This window comes from Pantoea cypripedii (assembly GCF_002095535.1).
GTDB lineage: Bacteria > Pseudomonadota > Gammaproteobacteria > Enterobacterales > Enterobacteriaceae > Pantoea > Pantoea cypripedii.
Genome location: NZ_MLJI01000002.1, coordinates 1,323,375 through 1,344,608 on the forward strand (window position 1 = coordinate 1,323,375; position 21,234 = coordinate 1,344,608).

Consider the following 21,234-nt stretch of genomic DNA (forward strand, 5'->3'; position numbering starts at 1 on the left):
GGGGCCCTCAGAGATTGCGGGGTGCATCACGCGAGATCATCTGGCGGATTTCCATCCCGACTGGTTTCAGTCCTGGATCAACCCGCTGGATAGTGATTTCAAAGGTGAAAGGCTGCTCCGGACGGCTGCTGGTCTGGCCAACAAGGCGCATACGTACCGGGTACTGAATTGTCCAGAACCAGGTGCCGTCATTAAGACGGCCGCGGCGGACGACCACGCCGGCGCCCACGGTAGCCGTCAAATTCATGCGATCCTTGCGCAGGGCATCCAGAATGTTGGATGCCATAAGGGCCTGGATATAGCTCGCGTGCCCGTCTTCTGAAAAAAGAGGCGCGACAGAAGAAACCTGCCCGCGGTAATGCACAAAATCTAGGTTGAATGCTCGTGTCAGTGCCTGACTGCCGAATGCAGTGGCATCATCCTGGCTCCATGCCGGTTCACTGGTTGGTGCCAGCCGCACCAGTCGCCCGTTGTCGGTAGCAAAGTAATCCCGTTCTTTCTGGAATATCGCAAAGATCAGGACTGCATTGATGATGATACTGATCACCAGGGCAGTACTCATCGTGAGATTGGACTGCACAAGCTTCGGTACGTTGTTCTGCCGCTGCTCTGCTGTTTCCATCATCGAAACTGCGTTTTTCAGTGGATCGGAAGCAGGGGAAAGGCCCCCCCTTTTTACCGGGGGGGTAGATTGTGTCTGGTTTGTCATAGGCGTTACATCAGGAGGTGTAGTTTTTCCAGGGGTCGATATTCCCGGGGATCTGATCGTTCACTTTGTCCACGGCCGCGTCGCAGATTTCGTTCTCGAGTTTTGACAGCACCTCATCAAGGCTCGGGAACTCCGGGACAGTGACCGTGATTTTTTTGATACGGGACAGACAGGACTGCAGGGAGGATGAGACATTGTTTTCCCGCTGCGACCAGGCCGTCGCGGCTGTCCTGGCCCGCTCATAACCGGCCTGGCTACCCGCCTGGGCGGCATTTCCCGCCCGGCAGGTCGTGGCAGCCGTTGTGGCGGCAGAAAAAAGCACGAAGCCGGACAGGAGTCCGGCTTTAAGCATGGTATATCGCATTCTCTCTCCTTATCGGCTCAGCGGCCGGGGCTGTGGGAGTGTTCCTGATGAAGCGTTTTTTCCTGTCTGCCCTCCGGCTTTCGGGCGTCATCCCACTGTTTCCACGTCTGCTCAAACCCCAGACGCTGAAACAGGGCATCATCCTGTTTTTCCGGTGTGTAGAGTCGGGCGGGAAGTGGCGCGTCCTCCTCCCGGCCTTTCAGGTGAAACGTCATCAGTTGAGGAGCGGCACGCGTGGTACCGTCCGGTTCGAAATTTACTGCCTGCCCATAACCGGCAAAGCGTAGCCCCTGATCAGTGACGGCATTAATGACCAGCTGGGTGTTATCTGCAGTAGGGGTGGCCAGCGCCGGATAGAGGGCACCATTAAGGCGGACCACACCCTGAAGATGCTCACCGGCGGACTGAATCAGCAGCAGATCCATTTGTTTTGACTGACTATCCATGGAGGCCATAATCGGCGTGATATTCGCTGGCGCCGCCTGTTCAGGCGCTGTGGCACCTGTCGTATTCTGCGGAGCCATCACGGGATGACGATCTTCCCCGAGCCAGAAAAGGCGGTCTTCAAAGCGGGGTGGAAGTTTCAGGTCAGCCATATGGTCCGGCCAGGCCTGGCGGATTTGCTGCGTGAGTTTGCCGAACGTGTCGATCGGGAAGGATTGCAGTCGCTGTCCCTGTTCCGGACGGTCGTGGGCAACGGCGATACCGGTGGACGTGGCCACAAGGGACCAGTTATTTTTCACCCGCTCTTTCTCTTCACCCGGCACGGTCCAGCTGTCACGGCCATTCAGGGTCAGGGTCACCACGTCGCCGGCCTTGTGGTGTTCAACGAGCCGGCGCAGGTCCTGTCCCCAGTAAGTATGGCTGCCCCCGCGATTTTCCAGTTCGATAAAGAAGCTTTTGCCGCGCTGCTCCGTGTTTTCATACATCGCTTCGCCGTAATTTTTCAGTACGGCCGTTACGCTCTGGCCAGGTGAGAGTGCTGATGGGGCAGGCTCCTCCGGTATCTCCGGCACCTTAATGGTGTTTGCATCCGGAGAGACAGGGGCTGAAGGTGCCGGTCCCTCACCCGGAGCTGGCGGTATCGGGGCGGGCGGCTTCTCTGCCTGCTGCGGTGTATTGCCCGGCGCAGTCGGTTTCGGTGGTACCGGCACCTGAGGCTGTTGTGGGGAATCAGGGCTCTTCTCCTGTGCGGCTTTTGTGGTCTGGTCCGCAGCCGCCTGCGGGGGAGCGTCCTGGGTGTGGCGATTCAGGTCCGGAGTCGGCTGATGAGGGACCACGGCATCCTGCGAGGCGCCCATCTTTTTACGCATCTCTTCGAGCTGTGCCCGCTGGGCCGGAATTTTCATGCGGATATCGAGGTCATGCTCAATGATGAGCCGCATGGCCTTTTCCTTAAACTCAGGGCTGCCGGTGAGTTCAATCACGCCGCCGTAGAATTTTGCGGCGACGGCCAGCGCTGCCAGCACCTTACGATCGTCCTGGCTGGCTCCGTTGCACATCTCCAGCCGGTTCCCGAGGTCGCGGAACGCATCCTCACCATCAAGCCGGTACAGCAGGGTGTTATCACGCTGCTCTTCCCACGTCAGGGCTTTGATGATTTTCTCAAGATCTTCCTTCTGTGGAGCCTCCGGCCGGCGGGGGCCCCACGACAATGCCGTCAGTCTCTTCTGCAGGGCCGCCCGCTTCTGCTGTGGCTTCTTTCTTTTCAGCAGACTGAGTGGTCGCTTGTTCCTGTGACTGTGATTCTTTGCCTGCCGGGCGGGTCGGATCCGGTTTTTCCTTCGCGAACGCACTCATATCAATGAAGGGCGTCTCCGGCTCCCTGTCGTCCCCGGCATTCGTGGCCAGAGCGCTGAGGTCGATGACCGGAACGGTGTCATCCACCTGCGGTGAGGTGACCGCCTCAGACACTGACGGTGTCTGTAATGATGCCTGAGGTGTATCACCGGGGTGTTCCCCGGAGCGACCGGCTTCCTGACCGGTTACGGCAGCCTGTTCAGTGCTGTTCTCCTGACCTGGCACCACGGGCTCAGACGTGACCGGGGAGGATGTCGCAACAGGCTCACCCATTCGGATCTCCCCGGTAAGGTCCCGCAGGGTTTTTTCCGCATATGTGGCAATGTCGATATCGTGGCCCTGCGCCTGCAGGTCACGGCCGGTCTGTTCGAACATGGCCAGCAGACCAGCACGGTAGGCGGGGTCGGCATCTGCGTTCTGCAACAGGGTGGCTGCGTCGATCTCTGAACGGATAAAACGGGCAAGATCGCTGGCGGCCTGTTGTTCCGGCTCCTGTCGGGCGGTTAATGGCTCAGGGCTGGCGGTTACGGCTTCCCCTGCTGCAGCCACCGCTGCCGCCTGTGTGGTGATCTCCGGAGATGACGGCGCGGAGGCCGCCTCATCAGCAATCTGTTCCGCATAGCGTGTATCGAACTGTGCTTCCGTGGCGAGATTGCGCAGGGCTGTTTCTACAAATGTGGCAGTATCAATATTACGCCCATTAGCTTTCAGCTCCTGGCCCTGCTGTTCAAACAGTGCTGTCAGACCAGCCTTATAGGCCGGATCTGCCTCCGCGTTCTGTAGCAGGGTCGCCGCATCGAGTTCCAGGTTCTGGAGGCGTGCATAATCCTGCACGGCCTGCTGTCCCTGTTCCGTCGCCAGGGCGGGGAGGGCTTCCGGCGGCGATGGCTGAGTCGAACGCTCAAGACCGGATGCCGGTGTGGCGCCCGGGTTTTCTTCGTTTTCCATGATGGTCTCCTGAACTGAGGGGGATGTGATGCCCGCGCGAGCGAGCGCCTCGCGGATATGAGGTTCCGCGCTGAACGGTGTTTCCACGCCCGCAGAAATCAACTGAATGTTGATTTCCTCATGGAACACCGCCCGGCCACGGCTGACATCGAGATCGTTAAAGTCGGTGAGCTTCTGGTCCAGTTCGGCAAGCGTGAAGGCCGGCACGATAACCTCTCCGTTCGTCAGTTCGGCGGCTTTCATCGCACTGATAATGCCTTTGTTCTCCGGTTCGCCTGTCCGGGGATTCTTCAGTTGATGGTCGTTATCGGCGCAGAAAATAAAGGGACTGTCAGGCCAGACGGCCCGGGCATTTTGCGCCACGGCAATCATATTGCCGGCATCGATGGTCATCAGTACCGGCAGACCGGAGGCTTCATGCAGGGAGGCGGCCGTGGCATAGCCTTCGGCGAACAGCAGCGGCTGACCGTTAACGGGTGTACCCATGGCAAACCAGTTTCCGGTTTTTTCACTGTCTTTCAGGATGCGGGCATCTTTCCCGCCGGTCTCAGGGATCCGCTGGTAGGACCGTATCTGCCCCTGTGCGTTACTGAATGGGATAACCAGTTCCCCTTTGGGGGTGATGCGCACGCCCGGCGCGGCATCCACACCTTTACGCGTCAGGTAGGGGGCAGTGGTAGCCTGTGGGAGTCGGGATACGTAGCGGGTGGCGTAACCGGCCTGGCGGCTATACTGCTGCTCCAGTTCACGGGCGTTGTCTTCCCGGGTCTGCTGTGCGTGCGCCCGCAGGTGAAGACGGGCAAGTGGGTCCATGTCAATCCCACCGGAATACACCCATGGTATGGGCTTTTCATCGGCGCTGCGGTAATCGCGGTAACTCCCGGCAGGCCGGCCATCGAGAAAACCCCGATAGGCACCGCTTTTGCTTCCCTTCTTGTCATTTTTTGTTGGAACACGCTGCCAGGTTCCGTCCATCACCGGCAGACCTTTGAGGACCAGTCCGGCGTCTTCCAGCTTCTGCGCAAACTCAGTGACAGGATCGTCAGAGTTCATCGACATATCATGGGGGCGGGGCAACCATCGTTCAAAATTATTCAGTTCCACGCCCGGACGGGCATACCAGAGCCTGTGCTCGATATCCCAGACAATAGCGTTCTGGCCATTTTCGAGACGCGGATGGGCCTTACTGGCTTCGTCCTTCTCTTCAGGAGGAACGGCAAGCCAGGTGCGGTGACTTTTTTTCATGGTCACATTTCCTGTATGGGGAAAAAGGAGGTTTCAGTGCAGGTGCTGCGTTGCAGGGAGCGGGCTAATTCGGGACTGGTGGTTCAGGGCGTGACGGATGGCATGTCCGGAAACCAGATGCTGTGTAAGGGCGGTGTATGGCGCCTTTCATGTGCTCAGAGGCCAGTCCAGTCACGGGTGGTTTCCACAAAGTGGCGATACCACCATGGGCGACCGGAGGCGGTTTTTCCCCGAAGGGTACTGGCCAGGCGACGAAGCATGGTTCGCAGGCCCCAGCCGAAGAAATTCAGTGCCATAAAAAAACCAGGATCCCGCTGCAGATGTAAAACGTCAGCTTGTAGGGCCAGCGGAACCAGGCAAGGTAGATCAACAGAAAGGGAAGTGGAATGCCGAAGACGCTGACGGCTGGGGTGGCGTAGCGCCAGAATCCTTCTCGTTTCATGCAGCAAGCTCCCGGGCAGTCAGAAAACGTGAAGCTTCATTGCGGGCCACCTCACCCCGGAGATACAGTTCACGTACCTGGTCGACGATACGGCGTTTTTCATGAAAAATAATGCCATTTATATGAACCCCCCATTTTTCATGAGGCAGATCCTGTAACTGATGGCAAAGTGCATCATCAAATATGATGTACTCTCGCAGGGCACGTCGTTTGCCGTCCGTGGTCGGGATCAGGACCTGGTTCACGATGAATCGCATGATACCCAGTAACGCCCAGGCCATTGCATCACGGATCTGCGAGGGAAACAGCCCCAGCAGACGCGGGATTGTGTCACCCGGCGATTTGGTGTGCATGGTGCCAAGACAGAGGTGACCGGTCTCGCCTGCCTGCACGGCGGCTTCAGCGGTTTCAGTATCCCTGATTTCCCCAATTCCGATCAGTTCCGGGTTTCGACGGACCGCAGAGCGCAGTCCCTCCGCAAAACTGGCCACATCACGCCCCAGCTGGGCCTGATGCGGCGGAAGAAGATCTTCCGTTCTGCCCAGGATATATTCGACCGGATCTTCGTAGGTCACGATTTTTCGGTCCGGCTGCGTGTTCTGACAGTAACGATACAGCGCCGCCTGCAGAGTGGATTTTCCGGAGCCGGTCTGGCCACAGATAAAACCGAGACCACTGTCCGGCAGCATGGCGGCGGCCAGGTCAGGCTCAATCCCCATGTTGAGAAAGTCGGGAATGGCTTGGGGGATGACCCGCATTGTGACGGACAGTGCCCGATCCTCGCGCGCGGAGGTGCCCTGGATGACATGGGTACGCAGGCGCACACGTTCTCCCCTGTCCAGCCCGTAACGGCCGTGAGAGTCCCCGTCAATCTGCACAGCCCGGTCAGCCGGCGTGCCTCCCTGAACACGGGGCTTGATTTCAAGTCCGAGCAGATCGTCCAGCATATTACCCAGCAAAGTGTTAGGTAATACAGACGCCGAGCAGCGGACACGGCGGGCATGACGACTTACTGACACCGGTGAGCCACCGACCAGATCGACATCACTGACACTGTGCTTCGAGCACCAGGCAAAAAAGGTCCTGAACTCATCAGCGGTAAACGCGCTGCTAAATGGAAAAATCCCAAACTTATCGGGCAGGCCTGACTGGATCACTGGAGGCTCCTGTTTTTTGTGTATTAACGGCAGGACGCCAGCGCGACTTTTGCAGTTCAAACGCGGCGTGTGTTTTGAGGCGGCGGATGCGATCGCCAGTCACCAGTTTCTGCCCGGTGCCGGTCACAGTCTGTTGCTGATCGCTGACTTCCGGCCGTGAAATCATGCCCTGACGCCAGAGGAGGGAATACAGCATCATGCCTCGGTAGTCGCGGGTGAGCTGGTTCATGTTGGCCTCCAGCGTCATATCCGCGTTGTCCCGGCCTTCCTGCCAGCCCTCGCGCAGGGCATCTTCCCAGACCTGTCGCTGGGCACTGTCTTCCGGAACGACCAGACCTTCCGAGCCAGGAGTGGCAGTGGTCGCAAGCCCCCTGAGCAGCCAGTTGCGCCAGCCTGGCGGGTTACTGACAAACCGTTCCGGGCGGATAATGGTCCAGACTTTTGACGAGGTCCTGATTTGATCAGGCGTAATGTGCGCCACATCCTGTGCCTCATCGATAACCGGGGGTAACCAGCCTTCCGGACTGATTAATGGTCGAAAATCATAGAGTGCGTTCAGCGTGGATTCGCGGGCATTCAGAGCCTGAGTCAATTCCCAGGCGCGCTGTGCTTTACCTCCCCGAAAACCCAGCGTTTTGCCTGCATCGGTAAGCATCTGCCAGCGGGTCTCTGATAACCCCTCCGGTCGCTGCCGTTCCGGGTTGAGCCAGGCCTGCATATCTGGCGGCGGATTGCCTGCACCGGAAGGTGCCGGTGTCCGGGTGGCTGCGCATCCGGTCAGGGAGATGGCCACAAGAAAAGCAGTAAGGAGGATTTTCATTTTCTGCGGCTCTCCTCCTGCATAAAGGTGAGTTGCAGCAGACCCGGATATTGATGAAGAGTTGCACGCCATGCCGTCTGGGATTCAATCAGGCGCAGGACATTGGCGAAGGTCATATTCTGTACATGCAGCGTGACGGGCAACGGCAGGCGGACCCCGCTGTAATTAAACTGCAGGCCACGCGAGCGGGCCAGTTCAGTCAGCAGTTCCACTGCATCGCCCTCCCAGTCGAAGGACACGCTGTCACTGTTAGCCCGAATGATCCGGACAGCAGAGGGTCCTGGCTGAGCTGATGACCAAATCCCTCTGTCCCACATCCGGTATTGCATATGGCGGGTGACCGCAACGGATGATGCTGCACCGTAGCGATCGGCTGCATCGGTAGGCTGTGTGGTCGGGGTGTGGTAATACGACTGGCAGCCGACAAGTAGGCAGACAGCCAGCATGCCAGGAAATATATAATGATTCATGATAATTACCTTACCGGGCAGTGTTGCCGGCAGACAGTGAAGTACGGAGGGGAACAAATTTAGTGACGATATTTCGGGGGCAATGACAGAAGCATGACGTCACTGCAGTACAGCAAGCAGAAATGACAAGCCCGGCCGGCAGTCACCGGGCGGGCAGAGTGAGGAGCAGGGGAGAAGTATAAAAAGTATAATGCTCATCCAGAAAGATTGAGCCTTTACCTCATCCGTGACGGGCGTTCAGCCCCCATTAATCTAGCTAGCTAGCTCATCCATGCACTTCATCGACAGCGCTGAACGTTTAATAACGTTGATACGATAAAACTCCTGAAGATGACCACGTTTATGGACAGAGACAGCACTGAAATATTTATCCAGTGCTTTTCCAAGTGCCATTTTTTTTATTCGGTTTCTGACCGCCATCATACCCCCCTGAAAAAAAAACGGAAAGATATCACATTGCTGCCAGACATCACTGTCAATCCGGTGTGTGGAAAACCCCGGCCCCCGGAGGCGGTCAGTATGTTCTCCGCAGGTACTCGTCAGACGGCTCACTTGTGCCGGATATCCAGGTGCTTTGTCAGGCAAACCCCGTTACAGGTGGATGTAACTGCCCGGCCGGTGCAACGGACAATGCCTATATGACGGGGCAGTCGTACATGTTTGTGCCCTGGGATACGTATTTCGAGACGCATTTTTGCACATTGTGATTGCCTGCAGCCTGCCCTGAAAACAGGCAATGGGCCTTTACTGATACTGATTAACACCAAAACGGCCTGGAGAGCACCCCTCTGATGGCAGAGGGGTAGATAATATTGTGTAAGCCGTATTCGCAGGAACTTCAAAAGTGATTGAGCCAGATTTTGACCATTCAGGGTTGTTATCATTACCGTAAGACACTGTTACCCCATTAACGATTCCTGATAAATTCCATGTGTTTACGCACGCCCCATCTTTTACTGAGCGTGAAACAATGGAATTACCGCCCTGAGCATAGACGGTCATCGTTGTTGCTCCTGAATTGTATCCGTTGTACTGCGAGTCAAAGGTTCCTACATAGCTATAGCTACCGTTACTGATATTTCCCCGCCACACACCGGATTGACAGTGTGAAGAATTTCACTCACAAACCGCATAACTTGTGACCTGAATCGTCTGTTCTTTGGTTGAATCGCAATAGACATACCAGGATGAGTCACTTGTCGGAACAGAGGTTACTAACCACACCGAACCCTGCCCACTTGGACTGACACAATTTCCACCACCACCGGTCAGTTTTTTGGGGGCCGGACATGTTGCTGTGACACCTGCGAAGCGGGTCATATTTGCTGAGGCCGCAATGATATTCTTCTCATTCACTGAATTACTGGTCCACACACCGGATTGACAGTGATGTCTGGCAGCAATGTGATATCTTTCCTTTTTTTTCAGGGGGGTATGATGGCGGTCAGAAACCGAATAAAAAAATGGCACTTGGAAAAGCACTGGATAAATATTTCAGTGCTGTCTCTGTCCATAAACGTGGTCATCTTCAGGAGTTTTATCGTATCAACGTTATTAAACGTTCAGCGCTGTCGATGAAGTGCATGGATGAGATTAGCTCCGTGGATATCGCTGATTACCGTGATACGAGGCTGAATACGGTAAGCGACCGTACAGGACGTGTGGTGAGTCCCAATACCGTAAGGCTTGAGCTGGCACTGCTTTCATCGCTTTATAATCTCGCACGCATAGAATGGGGGACCTGTTCACACAATCCCGTTGAACACGTCCGCAAACCAACAGCGTCTCCAGGACGCACGCGACGTCTGACCTCCCCGGAAGAGCGCCGGATTATCCGTGCCCTACGCAGCAAAAATCCACAATTGCTGGCTATTTTTCATCTGGCTCTGGAAACAGCCATGCGTCAGGGGGAAATTCTGTCCCTGCGCTGGGAATATGTGGATCTTCATCTGGGCATTGCTCACCTGCCGTTAACGAAAAATGGCACCGCCCGTGATGTGCCTTTGTCATGGAAAGCAAGGCAGGTTTTGAAGGAGTTTGCGGGGCCGGTGACGGGGCCGGTTTTTGATTACACCTCAAACGGTTTTAAAAGCGCATGGCGGGTTCTTCTGGCTGAGCTGGAAATACATGATCTCCATTTTCACGATTTGCGTCATGAAGCGGTCAGCCGATTGTTTGAGCTCGGGACATTGAATGTCATGGAGGTAGCGGCGATCTCAGGCCATAAAAGTATGAATATGTTGAAACGTTATACACACCTGCGGGCTTCTCAGCTGGTCAGCAAACTGGATGCCCGACGCCGTCAGGCACAGAAGCTGGCAACGTTATTTGTTCCCTACCCGGCAGAGATTTCAGAATCCGATGGCCTCTTCCGGGTGCAGTTCAGTGACCTGGAGCATCCAGCTATTACAGCAACTAATCGTGACGAAGCCCTGTTAAATGCAGCATCAGGCCTTCTGAGAATACAGGCACTGGCAGCGCGAGCCGGTAAAAGGCTTCCGCCACCTGGTGAAATTGGCGTGCGGGATCCACGTCGCGTACTGATTAATCCTTTCCAGAAAGGGGGAGAGCTGGCAGACACTGATAACGGGGCTTAACCCAGGACTTTGTGTTATTGATCCTGTATTTGATACCGTGCCCGGGAGACTCTGGTCGCGATTTTTTCCGGAAGTGTCGCTCCGGGCCTTCCAGCGCTCCACCTTCCTGCGGTAATTCGCTCGCTACGGCACATTGATGAGCCTGTTATTTCAGCCCATCAATGCGATGTTGCTAAGGGTAAGAAAATTCAGTGACGGTTTGGGTATGAACTGATTCGGCCTGACTGGTTAATCCTGTGCGCTGGTCTACTGTGTCATCATTAAAGCAGCCCACAGCAAATTAAAGAAAAAACTGCCTGCGCCGAAATAGATGTTATTGGCCGTTAACTTTCTTACATCCTTTTGGTGGTCGAATGTTTTTTAAACCTCTTACGCCGCGTAAGGCATCATCTAGAACGCGCACAATGACTGATAATTCCAGAATCATTAATTTACTTAGAAAATCAGGTGTGAACATTGGGGCTGGTGTGACTGTTGTTCCCCCGTTCACCTTCGATAACCCTGCTATCACCGTTTCAGACAGGGTATTTATCAATTCTGATGTACTGTTTATTTCTGAGGGAGGCGTCAGTATCGGAGAGAAATCTATGATTGGGCCTCGTTGTGTTTTTTGTACCAGTACTCACCACGTTGAACCTGATGCAAGACATTCTGACAGGATTATTAAACCTATCACTCTGGGTAGAAATGTCTGGCTCGGGGCTGGAGTAACTATTCTTCCCGGAGTGACTATTGGTGATAATGCAGTTATAGGTGCAGGAAGTCTTGTTAAGGATAATATTCCACCGGATTGTGTTTATGCAGGTGTACCTGCCAGAAAAATAAGAGACATTATTTGATAATTTGACTTAGCGTCATAAGTTGTAATTGTTCATTATTCAAATGCCCAATCCCCTGTTTCCCTTCCCGGAATAATTTTAAAAAATGGCTGATGAGTTAATCATCGCCATTCATGCCGTGTTTTAGCACCTTATGGCCGTTCTGCTGTGCAGCCATAAGGAATCCCAGTATGTCACTCAGTCATGCCTCGCCCGGGGAATTGCTTCCGGAAACGCCTGATCATCAGGAAATTCCCCGTGAAGCCCTGCCTGGCGCTGCAGGTTCACCGCGTCAGCGATTTCCCTTTAACGTCCGAAAACTTTTACGTACCGCCGGTATCGTCATCCTCACCCTGATCCTCACCGGTTCACTTATTGCGCTGATTGTCATGGGGCGCGCGATGTCCGATCTGACCATCCGCGTCAACACACTTGATGCTGCATTTCGCAGCGGCCAGATAGGTCAGCTCACCTCTAATGTGTCAGCGATGGAGGAACGCCTGAAAGCGCTTGAAAAGCAGGTTTCCACGCTTGCATCACTGCCTGCGGCTATGGAGTCAGCCGGAGAACAGCAAACCAGGCTTAAGAGCGCGGTCAGTCAGCTTCAGGAAGCCGGCAACAGCAACAACCAGGCAGTTAATCAACTGCAGACACGCGTAGGTTCTCTTGAACACGATGTACAGCAGTCCCGTACCGTACTTGATGAGCTTAACCGAAAGGTGGAACTGACGCAGAAAACGCCGGAGCCTGAAAAACCCCGGGTCAACACAGGCGCAGTGAACCCCCGGGTGGCTGCCGCTACAAAAAAGACTGACCGGTCAGCCAGGCGCACGGTGACGCTGGCTGCACCGTTTGTGTTGACCGGCATTGAACGCCGTGGCGGTCAGACTTTCGCCGTCGTCATTCCCCGCGGTGTCTCGCAGATATCGGCTATGCGTCTGCTCTCACCGGGGGATGCCATGCTGGGCTGGACGCTGCGCTCAACGGAGGGCACCAGTGCTGCTGTCTTTCTTGTAAACGGCAGCGAGCGCCGGATTCAGGTTGAATAAATGGAGATAACGCTTTGATGAAAAAAACACTGATGGTCTCACTGTTTCTGGTGCCGCTCATGACCTCCGCTGCCACAGTTCAGACTCCCTCCGCGCAGAGCAGCCTGTCCTCATTGCAGGAGACATCCACCGGCGTACTGAGTTCTCAGCAGCAGGCGCAGCAGTGGGGACTGTCTGACAGCGACTGGAGCCGTTATCAGAGCCTGATGAAGGGGGATCGCGGCATTATGTCACCGGGCCTTGATCCGTTGACGGCACTGGGTGTGGAAACCGACAACAGCGCAGAACGAAAACGTCTGGCAGAGCTCTGGGTGAAGCATGAGTATGCCCGGGCAGAGAAGGAGATGGCGTTCCAGCGTGAAGTCAATGCCGCCTGGCTGCGACTCTATCCGGAGACGCTAGCCGTCAATATGGGCAGCAATGCAGCGGGCATCGCGCACGACACACAAGGGCGTCTCGCCCTGTTTGTGAAAGAGAACTGCTCGCGTTGCGATGCGCGTCTGGCAGCCGTGCTCGCCGACGACCGACCCGTCGATATTTATCTGGTCGGCGGAAACAGCGACGAGGCCATCCGCGCCTGGGCCATCCGTCACAACATCCCGGTGGAAAAAGTCCGCAGCCGCCAGATAACGCTAAACCACGACGGTGGCCTGTGGTTGCGTTACGGTCAGGGCCTGATGCCGGTCATTCTGCAGCAGGGGGAAAACGGATGGCAACTCGCAGCATTCTGATGATGAGTGCCGGAATTCTGTTTGCAACAGCGGCGTCCGGCGCCACAGACCTGCAGATTATTCCTGATGCTTACCGGCAGATTGCCGCTGCTGAGCGGGTGCCAGCTGAGTCGCTGTATTCGCTGGCAATGGCCGAAAGCACGCGCAAAACCGCCTGGGGGGCAAAGCCATGGCCCTGGACCATTAACGTGGCAGGTAAGGGTTACCATTACGGCACGCGTGAAGAGGCCTTCTCGGCGCTGCTCGGGTTTATGCAGCGCTGGCCGCTGAAGAATATTGATGTCGGTGTGGCCCAGGTTAACCTGGGCTGGAACGGACATTTTTTCGCAACCTATCGTGATGCATTTGACCCCTACATCAATCTACGTGCAGCTGCACGTATTCTGCGGGCATGCTATGACGCCCGCCCCGGCAGCTGGCTGCAGGCGGCTGGCTGCTATCACCACCCGGCAGGCGGACAGCATGCAGCGACCTACATGGCCATCGTTCGCCGCAAGCTGAGTCAGATAGCCGTGGCCGATATGCCGGCCCGCAGTGAACAGCCTATGGCACTTGCCCGTTCTCCCCTTAACTGGATTGAACCACAATGAAAACATCTCTCCGTCAGACCGTTATTTTCACTTTCTTTTCCGGCCTGCTGGTCACTGCATTTAGTGCGGGGGCAGTACTGACCGTGGTGGGTGACCTGGGGGGCGAGTCCACGGCCCCGTTCTTTGATGCCATCAATGCCGGTCCGGGTCAGTCTGTAACGGGGTCGCCCGTTCTCCCACCGCCGCCGGCATCGCTTTCCCTGTCCGACATGCTACCGGTCAGCACGCCTGAAATGTCACCAGGCCCTGTCGTCGCCCGACCGCTGAATCTGCCCGGTATGCCGCCGGTATTTGTGCTGGGTGATGATGTGTCCTCCCGTCAGTGGCTCACGCACCACGCCACTACGCTCAGCCGCATGCAGGCAACCGGTATGGTTATCAGTGTCAGGGATGAGCAGGGATTAAACGCACTGCGTCAGCTGGCACCGGGGGTGGCAATGGTGCCTGTCAGCGGCGGTGACCTGGCCCGGCGGCTGGCACTGACGCATTATCCCGCTCTCATCACCGCAACGGGGATATCCCAGTGATGCCGGTATCCCTCATCGCTGAGTTACTGAACCAGCACAGGGGGCTGTTTGTCCTGGCAATGGCGGCGGTGGTAGTGCTGGCGATCATCGTATTAAGACCGCGCACAGTCAGCCAGCGCCGCCATCGTCGCTATCAGAAACAGGCCGCACGGGCACTGCTTCGCCTGCCGCAGCTGCGCGACGAGGCGGCCAGGATAGCCTGGCTGCGTAAGATGAATCCGTATGTTTTTGAGGAGATGCTGCTGACGGCGCTTTCGCGGCAGGGCCTGCGCATACAGCGTAACGACCGATACAGCGGTGATAACGGATCTGACGGTCAGGTCTGGATTAACGGTCGTCGCTGGCTGATTCAGGCCAAACGGTACAGTGCCACCATCAGTGCTGCGCACGTTTCTGCATTTGGGTTGCTGTCAGAGCGCGAGGGGTGCCCGGGACTGTTCGTCCACACCGGCCGGACCGGCGAGGTCAGCCGGGAAGCCTTTCGCCATTATAACGGCATCATGCTCATCAGCGGGCAGCGCCTGCTCTGGCTGCTGGCCGGTGACCGGCGCTGGATGGACACACTGAACAGACCACAATACAGCCCGATCATCCGACAACATTACCGGAAAGAACCGACGTCATCTCCCATTATCCGCGATTAAAAAAGGAACATTACCATGCGCAAAATTCTGTATTCCCTTCCCGGACTTATTTGCGACCTGCTCACTTCTCACGGGGCAAAAACGGCGTGGATTGTTTTTTGTGCTATCTCACAGTTTTTGATCAGGATATTTGTTCTGCGTCCACTGATTATCTTCTGCTGCATGGTGCTGGCGGTGCTGGTCACCATTCCGATGGCCGTTTTTATCAGCCCGTCGTTTACCCCGGATGTGCTGGCGCAGGGCATCCTGCGGGTGATGCACCTGCTGCCCCGTGCGTATGCCCCTCTGTACTTTGCCGGTGCGCTGTTTGAGCTGGTTTACCTGATTCGCCGTTTTACGGTTCTGCCTGATTTCTGGCCGGATAACGCGGCTCAGGGCAAAGGGAGGTAAGCAATGTGCGATTTTCTGGCGAGAACGGATGCCAATCTGCCGCTCCGGGCGGGAAATGTTATCGGCAGATGGGATACCGCGGCGAAACGTCCCGGATCTTTCAGCCGGTTGACCGGCAGGGGGCGTAGATGAGCGATCGTTATGTTATGGAGTCCCTGCTGCGACCGGCCGTGGAACTGTATTCTGCCACCGTGGCCGCCAGTGCGACCTGTATCTGCCTTACCGCCCCCTGGGCGGTTGCGCTTGCGCCTTCCGTCAGCTGGGTGACTGCTGCCGGTTTTGGCGTTCTGGCCCTGAAGCGCACCCGACAGGGCATGAAAATCCTGCGCTACCGACAGAATATACGCCGTCTTCCCCGTTATGTGCTGACCAGCGAACAGATCCCGGTCAGCCGGCGCCATCTGTTTCTGGGGAAAGGTTTCCAGTGGTCTGCGCGTCATACCCAGCGGCTGATGGAGGCTCGGCGCCCGGAGTGCGAAATCTATGTGCAGCCCTCCGTGCTGTACCGCATGGCGCGCGAGATGGAAAAAAAGATGGAGTACAGCCTCCCCTGGCTGTGCCGGCTGACCCGCACGGATTCGGCGCTCAACCCCTTCCGTCCGCTGCCACCGGTAGGCGGCAGCCCGGTTTATCACGGGGTTGAACCCGATGAAACAACCGTCACGTTTGATCTTGGCGAACGCGTCGGACATATGCTGGTTATCGGTACTACCCGTGTAGGCAAGACCCGACTGGCGGAGTTGCTTATCACCCAGGATATCCGCCGCACAAATGCTGCCGGTGAGCATGAGGTGGTCATCGTGTTTGATCCCAAAGGGGACGCGGACCTGCTCCGGAGAATGTACGCAGAGTCGCACCGCGCGGGGCGTCAGGATAACTTCTGGGTGTTTCACCTCGGCTGGCCCGATATCAGTGCACGCTATAACGCCGTCGGACGGTTCAGCCGTATTTCTGAGGTGGCATCCCGCGTGGCTGGTCAGCTCTCGGGTGAAGGCAACTCCGCGGCCTTCCGTGAATTTGCCTGGCGGTTCGTCAACATCATCACGCGCGCGCTGGTCGCCCTCGGACAGCGCCCGGACTACGGCCTCATCCTGCGCTATGTCACCAACATCGGTGAACTGTATGAGACCTACGTGGATAACCTGCTGAGCGAAAAGGCCCCGCAGTTGCTGGAGATGGCTGAGGCCATGATGCAGAGCGGGATCGGGGCCAGCGATAAGGACCTGCCGCGTCACCTGCAGGGACGGCCCAACGGCGCGAAAATATGGGTGTCAGAGCAGGTGCTCGGCAGCCCGGAGGGGAAAAAACTCTGGGACCCGGTGCTGGATGGCCTGCGCAGCGCGGTGCAGTACGACCGCACCTACTTCGATAAAATCGTCGCATCCCTTCTGCCGCTGCTGGAGAAGCTCACCACCGGCAAAACGGCCGCGCTTCTTGCCCCCGATTACACCGACCTGGACGATCCGCGTCCGATACTGGACTGGCACAACATTATCAAGTCCCGCGGTGTGGTGTATGTGGGGCTCGATGCGCTTTCTGACCCGGTGGTGGCGGCCGCAGTTGGTAACAGCATGTTCGCAGACCTCGTGTCTGAGGGGGGCCACATTTATAAGTTCGGTCTCGGTGATGAGGAAGAAGGGATATCCGCAAAGGTGGCCATCAACCTTCACTGCGACGAGTTTAACGAGCTGATGGGGGATGAATTCATCCCGCTCATCAACAAAGGCGGTGGTGCCGGTTTTCAGGTGACCGCCTACACCCAGACGCTTTCTGACATCGAGGCCCGCATCGGCAGTACGGCCAAAGCAAATCAGGTGGTGGGTAACTTCAACACCCTGGTGATGCTGCGCGTGCGCGAGAAGAACACTGCCATGCTGCTCACCGATCAGCTCCCGGAAGTGGACGTTTACCAGAAAACGCTGACCTCCGGCGTCACCGATGTCTCCCGCCCTGGTGAAGGCACAGACTTTAACAGCAATGTTAACGACCAGGTGAGTCTGGTGAAGGTGCCGATGGTACGGCCCGCCGATATCATCAACCTGCCGAAAGGCCAGGCCTTTGCACTGCTGGAGGGCGGGCGGTTGTGGAAAATCCGGATGCCGCTGCCGGCGGATAATAATGATCCGCATATGCCGGCCAGCCTGAAGCATCTGGCTGACAGCATGGAGAAAAACTACCACACCGGTGAAACTTGGTGGACCGGTGGGGACATGACGTATGCAGGAGGGCCGGATGCCACAGCAGGACAGTGAAAACGGGCAACGTAGCGCGCCGGCCCGACAGCGACAGTCCGGTCCGATTGGCTTGCTACTCTGGGATTTTCCGATGGGCCTTATCGGTGTGTTGCTTGGTTCATTACTGGTCAGCCTGCTGATCGAGTATGTCTGTATCGCGCTGTTGTGGCCGGAAGAAGGAGCCGCCCACAGCTATCAGGTGATGGTTGCAGAAAGCCACTGGCTCTCGGAAGGGTACACCCGCAGTCTGCTGATGGCCGCACCGGTTGAGACAGTCAGCCGGTGGGTGCACGTTGCCTGGCAGTGGCTGTTTGTGGACAGCGGGTTCAGTGGCTGGCTGCAGTCATTTAAGTCACTGAGTGAAAAAGGCAGCGGACTGATCCCGGCGCTGAACGGAATCGGTGCCACGCTTGTTAGCTGGCTGGGTGTTTATCTTCAGGCGACGGTGTGGGTCACGCTGATATTCTTCATCCGGGTGATGATCCTCTTTCTCAGCCTGCCGTTGTTTGCGCTGGTTGTCATCATGGGCGTGGTGGACGGGCTGGTAAGGCGTGACCTGCGGCGTTATGGCGCGGGGTATGAATCGAGCTTTGTTTATCACCATGCCAAACGCTTTATCAAACCCGCGCTGTATGGCCCCTGCATGCTCTATCTGGCATGGCCAACTGCGGTGTGGCCGAATCTGCTGTTGCTGCCATCAGCTTTGCTGGTCGGTGGTGTGCTGGCAGTTGTGACCGGCTCATTTAAAAAATATCTTTAGCAAAGTCGCCCGTAGTACCGTTTTCGGGATTATGCCCGGAAGCCCGCAGCTGGTGCGGGCTTTTTTTTGCTCAATGCGAACCCTTCCGAATCATGATCGCGACAGACATTCCCTCTGGCTGCTGCGGGCTCGTTCCTGTCATGTTTCGGATGCTGCAGTAAATCAGTTAACTGTCTGGAACAGTGCAGTTAAAAAATCACTGAATTTTTCATGAGACTCAATCACATATTCTGTCGATGCTTTATCACGGATCTGAAAGCAGTCTTCTTTGAGGCTGTAAACGAATAAGGACATACCATCTTCACCAATCAGCACTTTATCTGTGAGATTCGGATCAACATAGATTTCATTGTCTCTCGTCTCAAAGTTGCGGACGTAGATATTGGACCACAGAGGTTCACCGTTTTCTGACTGTACTAAGTTGTATAGCGTCAGGCCGTTGAACTCCAGGCCATCCATGATTTTGAACATATCAGAATAGTCTTTCCGGTTTAATATAAGGCTCTGAATATCTTCGTAAACGGAAGTTTTCTGTGCCCCCCATTCTCCTGGGGGCGCTTTACGCATCAGGTCGTCCATTACGTTCTGATCTACCGGGCTGGCTACTGGATAGTTACTGGCAACCATCAGAGTATTGAAGTCACCGATCAGCTGTTTTGTATCTTTCATAGGCATATTTTACTTCCTTACCGGGTAAATCACCCCATTCGGCGAAGGCCACAAAACCTCAGTACTGGCATTGTAAGGGAGGTCTTTGGTTATGATCGCCTGCGTCTTTGAGAGAGCGGAATGATAAGGCGAGTTCTGGATCAATATCAGGTTATCAAAATTATTAGTGCCACCATCATCAAGTGGGATTTTGTGGTGAACCTGCCATCCTGACGGCACATTTCCGTTGGCAAGGCGGAGGATATCGTTCGAATCAAACGTTGACAGTGCGTCAGGGTGATCGGAAAGAGACTTGAGGAAACCGGGACGTACAGTACTGTTGAATTGCCCGCGTAGCGCGTTGTACTCGGCGCGGTCACGACGAAGGTAGTTAAGCTGGGTGACGTTCATATCATCCAGCAGTACGTGGGCTTTCTTATACTTTCCCAGATAACTGGTGAGTTCCTCTGCCGACATCGGGTTCCTGACGACCAGAATTGATGCCGCAGCAACCATCATGCCTGAGGTTGTTTCGTTAAGTACCTGGTCATATCCCTTTATGGCATCGCCACCGAGCTGTTCAGCCGTTTTTCGGAAACCCTCAACGTTTCCATTGTAGATACCGCCAGCGGCCAGAAGCCGACCGGCGGCTTTACTATTGATAGTTTTTGCTGTCTGAGCATGCTGCACTGGCGCTGACGGGCGAACGTACCAAGCCGGTCGTTTCAGTTGATGTGAGATGAGGTAGCTGAGCCGCGAATGAAGGAACAGGGGCAGGTCACTGCGGAGGTTCCCGGAAGAAGTTAACACGCCATTGATGGCATGGCCGGGCATATTTTTTCTCAGCAGAACGACCTTTCCGGACCTGATGTCGTCCAGTGTGTCACGATATGCCATCCAGGGGCGCTGAAAGTGGAACTGGTGATACCGGCTGACAAACAGGTTGTATCCCTGCGGCAAATTCCACTCCTGAAAGATTCGGTTTTCCCGTGCGGTATCCCCGAGGTCTCGTACCGCCGTATCCGGATGGATAATGTGTGGAATATCCTCAAGCCAGAGGTCATCCAGTGATTTTGCCACACAGTGATGAAGCATAAACATCCCTTTAGTCTTGTCATTACACGTCTGATTATTATCCATACGTAATAAAACGGCAAAACCAGCCTGATGTCCCCGGGGTGGATATTCCGGGAAAAGAGAACGTCGCGATAAGCGTCAGGCCGTTCTGTTTTGTTCTGATCATATGTCAGGGGCTTCCGGTATTAATTTTCGCTGACCCATAAAGAATTTCCTGCTGTAAGCCCCGCCGCTTTGCGCCACTCTCCCGACGACAAGTTAACCGGAGAGCCGCAGAATGCCTCACACCAGAATCCTCACAGCACTGCTGATGGCAGCACTGCCCGCGCTGCAGTGCCACGCTTCCGAGAAAGACGAGCTCGCGCTGGTCATGCGCCAGCTCGACCAGGTGCAGGCCGGGCTGGACCGCGCCCGCGTGGTGGCGAACCAGACTCAGGATGCCCGTTTTTACTTCGATTACCAGCAGGCGACGCGCGATATCTCCACCATGAAACAGGGGATCTCGACCTACCTGGAACCCTCACGCGCGCAGCCAGCGTCACCGTCGTCTTCCGTTACCGGGCAGTACCGTGCACAGGAACCGGCATGGCGATGAACGGTGCACAACTTAACGGCTGGAGCGCCGGCACCGGCAGCAGCCTGACGCCTTCGCAGTTGAACACACTGGTACTCGGTACGCTCGCGGTCGTCATTCTCCTTTTCAGCGCCTGGGCTCTGGTGCAGGCCTATCGCGGAGTTGTGTCGAAATCCGTGACGTTCCGTCAGTTCAATGAGCTTGCCGTCAGGCTGGTCGTGCTTTACCTGGCAATGCTGTTTCTTTTTTTCCACTAAAGGACAATCCAATGAAATCCATGTTACTCAGGCTTTATCGCGCCACATTCGCCCGTGCAAAGCATCTGATGCTGAGCGGGCTGTTTATTACAGGTCATGCGCTGGCCGATCTCCCCAGTGTTGAACAACCCACGACAGGTGGCGGTGGCGGGACGTATAACACCATGATGGGGTACGCCAAAATGGGTGGTCTCGCGCTCGGCCTGATTATCTGCGTGGGCGCATTTCTGGCCGTGGCGCATGCTGTTATCACGTCTTTCCATGATATCCGCAAGGGCAAAGGCTCCTGGACGGAATTTCTGCTCTACGGGGTGGTCGGCATCATTCTTATCCTTATTGTTATTTATCTGGCGACCAAAGCCTCTGACATCCTGTAAGGAGAG

At 55.9% G+C, this 21,234-nt stretch carries 21 protein-coding genes and 4 pseudogenes; 13 read left to right on the plus strand and 12 right to left on the minus strand.

Features of this window, described 5'->3' with window-relative positions:
• Window positions 1-7: 7 nt before the first annotated feature.
• The 10 genes and pseudogenes from HA50_RS27515 to HA50_RS31310 form a co-directional block, all read right to left on the minus strand.
• Entirely contained in the window at window positions 8-709 is a 702-nt protein-coding gene (locus tag HA50_RS27515) for a DotI/IcmL/TraM family protein (protein ID WP_084879924.1), read from the minus strand.
• Between the two features lie 10 nt (window positions 710-719).
• A complete protein-coding gene (locus HA50_RS27520) occupies window positions 720-1,061 on the minus strand; it encodes a conjugal transfer protein (protein ID WP_139811081.1) in 342 nt (113 codons plus the stop codon).
• Between the two features lie 29 nt (window positions 1,062-1,090).
• Window positions 1,091-2,728 carry an LPD7 domain-containing protein gene (locus HA50_RS32230; RefSeq protein WP_244193697.1) on the minus strand — a complete coding sequence of 546 codons (1,638 nt, stop codon included), beginning with the start codon at window positions 2,726-2,728 and terminating at the stop codon, window positions 1,091-1,093.
• Between the two features lie 979 nt (window positions 2,729-3,707).
• Window positions 3,708-5,066 (minus strand): annotated as a pseudogene (locus tag HA50_RS32235) (DUF5710 domain-containing protein); the annotation flags it as partial.
• Between the two features lie 155 nt (window positions 5,067-5,221).
• Window positions 5,222-5,508 (minus strand): annotated as a pseudogene (locus HA50_RS27530) (conjugal transfer protein).
• Window positions 5,505-6,665 carry a plasmid transfer ATPase TraJ gene (gene traJ, locus HA50_RS27535; RefSeq protein ID WP_420851477.1) on the minus strand — a complete coding sequence of 387 codons (1,161 nt, stop codon included), beginning with the start codon at window positions 6,663-6,665 and terminating at the stop codon, window positions 5,505-5,507. Before traJ ends, HA50_RS27530 begins: the two are co-directional and overlap by 4 nt.
• On the minus strand, window positions 6,640-7,485 hold the full coding sequence (locus tag HA50_RS27540; protein WP_084879926.1) for a type IV secretory system conjugative DNA transfer family protein: 846 nt from the start codon (window positions 7,483-7,485) through the stop codon (window positions 6,640-6,642). Before HA50_RS27540 ends, traJ begins: the two co-directional genes overlap by 26 nt.
• Complete coding sequence (locus HA50_RS27545; protein ID WP_084879927.1) at window positions 7,482-7,955, minus strand: DotD/TraH family lipoprotein; 474 nt, start codon at window positions 7,953-7,955, stop codon at window positions 7,482-7,484. Before HA50_RS27545 ends, HA50_RS27540 begins: the two co-directional genes overlap by 4 nt.
• A gap of 255 nt (window positions 7,956-8,210) precedes the next feature.
• Window positions 8,211-8,375, minus strand: a pseudogene (locus HA50_RS31905) (integrase); the annotation flags it as partial.
• A gap of 324 nt (window positions 8,376-8,699) precedes the next feature.
• A complete protein-coding gene (locus HA50_RS31310; RefSeq protein ID WP_139811059.1) occupies window positions 8,700-8,957 on the minus strand; it encodes a hypothetical protein in 258 nt (85 codons plus the stop codon).
• A gap of 461 nt (window positions 8,958-9,418) precedes the next feature.
• Here HA50_RS31310 and HA50_RS27550 point away from each other — a divergent pair, with 461 nt between their 5' ends.
• The 10 genes and pseudogenes from HA50_RS27550 to HA50_RS27595 all read left to right on the plus strand — a co-directional run bounded on the left by HA50_RS27550 (window position 9,419) and on the right by HA50_RS27595 (window position 18,295).
• Window positions 9,419-10,552 carry a tyrosine-type recombinase/integrase gene (locus tag HA50_RS27550; RefSeq protein ID WP_084879928.1) on the plus strand — a complete coding sequence of 378 codons (1,134 nt, stop codon included), beginning with the start codon at window positions 9,419-9,421 and terminating at the stop codon, window positions 10,550-10,552.
• 668 nt (window positions 10,553-11,220) lie between these two features.
• A pseudogene (locus tag HA50_RS31910) lies at window positions 11,221-11,391 on the plus strand (DapH/DapD/GlmU-related protein); the annotation flags it as partial.
• A gap of 170 nt (window positions 11,392-11,561) precedes the next feature.
• Window positions 11,562-12,419, plus strand: coding sequence for a plasmid transfer protein (locus tag HA50_RS27560; protein WP_084879930.1), 858 nt, complete (start codon window positions 11,562-11,564; stop codon window positions 12,417-12,419).
• A 17-nt stretch (window positions 12,420-12,436) separates the two neighbouring features.
• A complete protein-coding gene (locus HA50_RS27565; protein ID WP_084879931.1) occupies window positions 12,437-13,150 on the plus strand; it encodes a TIGR03759 family integrating conjugative element protein in 714 nt (237 codons plus the stop codon).
• A complete protein-coding gene (locus tag HA50_RS27570) occupies window positions 13,129-13,740 on the plus strand; it encodes a lysozyme family protein (protein ID WP_084879932.1) in 612 nt (203 codons plus the stop codon). Before HA50_RS27565 ends, HA50_RS27570 begins: the two co-directional genes overlap by 22 nt.
• Entirely contained in the window at window positions 13,737-14,267 is a 531-nt protein-coding gene (locus tag HA50_RS27575; RefSeq protein ID WP_084879933.1) for an integrating conjugative element protein, read from the plus strand. Before HA50_RS27570 ends, HA50_RS27575 begins: the two co-directional genes overlap by 4 nt.
• Window positions 14,267-14,911 (plus strand): restriction endonuclease, encoded by a 645-nt coding sequence (locus HA50_RS27580; RefSeq protein WP_084879934.1) that lies wholly within the window; start codon window positions 14,267-14,269, stop codon window positions 14,909-14,911. Before HA50_RS27575 ends, HA50_RS27580 begins: the two co-directional genes overlap by 1 nt.
• Window positions 14,912-14,926: 15 nt before the next feature.
• Window positions 14,927-15,301, plus strand: a complete 375-nt coding sequence (locus tag HA50_RS27585; RefSeq protein WP_084879935.1) for a hypothetical protein — start codon at window positions 14,927-14,929, stop codon at window positions 15,299-15,301.
• A gap of 128 nt (window positions 15,302-15,429) precedes the next feature.
• Window positions 15,430-17,553, plus strand: coding sequence for a type IV conjugative transfer system coupling protein TraD (gene traD, locus HA50_RS27590; RefSeq protein ID WP_084879936.1), 2,124 nt, complete (start codon window positions 15,430-15,432; stop codon window positions 17,551-17,553).
• Window positions 17,534-18,295, plus strand: coding sequence for a TIGR03747 family integrating conjugative element membrane protein (locus HA50_RS27595; RefSeq protein ID WP_084879937.1), 762 nt, complete (start codon window positions 17,534-17,536; stop codon window positions 18,293-18,295). The genes traD and HA50_RS27595 overlap by 20 nt, the downstream gene beginning before the upstream one ends.
• A 162-nt stretch (window positions 18,296-18,457) precedes the next feature.
• Here the strand turns inward: HA50_RS27595 and HA50_RS27600 are convergent, their stop codons facing one another.
• Both HA50_RS27600 and HA50_RS27605 read right to left on the minus strand, forming a co-directional pair.
• Window positions 18,458-18,964, minus strand: coding sequence for a YrhA family protein (locus HA50_RS27600; RefSeq protein ID WP_084880299.1), 507 nt, complete (start codon window positions 18,962-18,964; stop codon window positions 18,458-18,460).
• Window positions 18,965-18,973: 9 nt separating this feature from the next.
• A complete protein-coding gene (locus HA50_RS27605) occupies window positions 18,974-20,038 on the minus strand; it encodes an HNH endonuclease signature motif containing protein (protein WP_084880302.1) in 1,065 nt (354 codons plus the stop codon).
• Between the two features lie 259 nt (window positions 20,039-20,297).
• Here HA50_RS27605 and HA50_RS27610 point away from each other — a divergent pair, with 259 nt between their 5' ends.
• From HA50_RS27610 to HA50_RS27620, 3 genes are read left to right on the plus strand one after another with little or no spacing between them, the layout of a single operon-like run.
• Complete coding sequence (locus HA50_RS27610; protein WP_084879938.1) at window positions 20,298-20,615, plus strand: integrative conjugative element protein, RAQPRD family; 318 nt, start codon at window positions 20,298-20,300, stop codon at window positions 20,613-20,615.
• Window positions 20,606-20,851 carry a TIGR03758 family integrating conjugative element protein gene (locus HA50_RS27615; RefSeq protein ID WP_084879939.1) on the plus strand — a complete coding sequence of 82 codons (246 nt, stop codon included), beginning with the start codon at window positions 20,606-20,608 and terminating at the stop codon, window positions 20,849-20,851. Before HA50_RS27610 ends, HA50_RS27615 begins: the two co-directional genes overlap by 10 nt.
• An 11-nt stretch (window positions 20,852-20,862) precedes the next feature.
• Window positions 20,863-21,228 carry a TIGR03745 family integrating conjugative element membrane protein gene (locus HA50_RS27620; RefSeq protein ID WP_084879942.1) on the plus strand — a complete coding sequence of 122 codons (366 nt, stop codon included), beginning with the start codon at window positions 20,863-20,865 and terminating at the stop codon, window positions 21,226-21,228.
• Window positions 21,229-21,234: the final 6 nt, after the last annotated feature.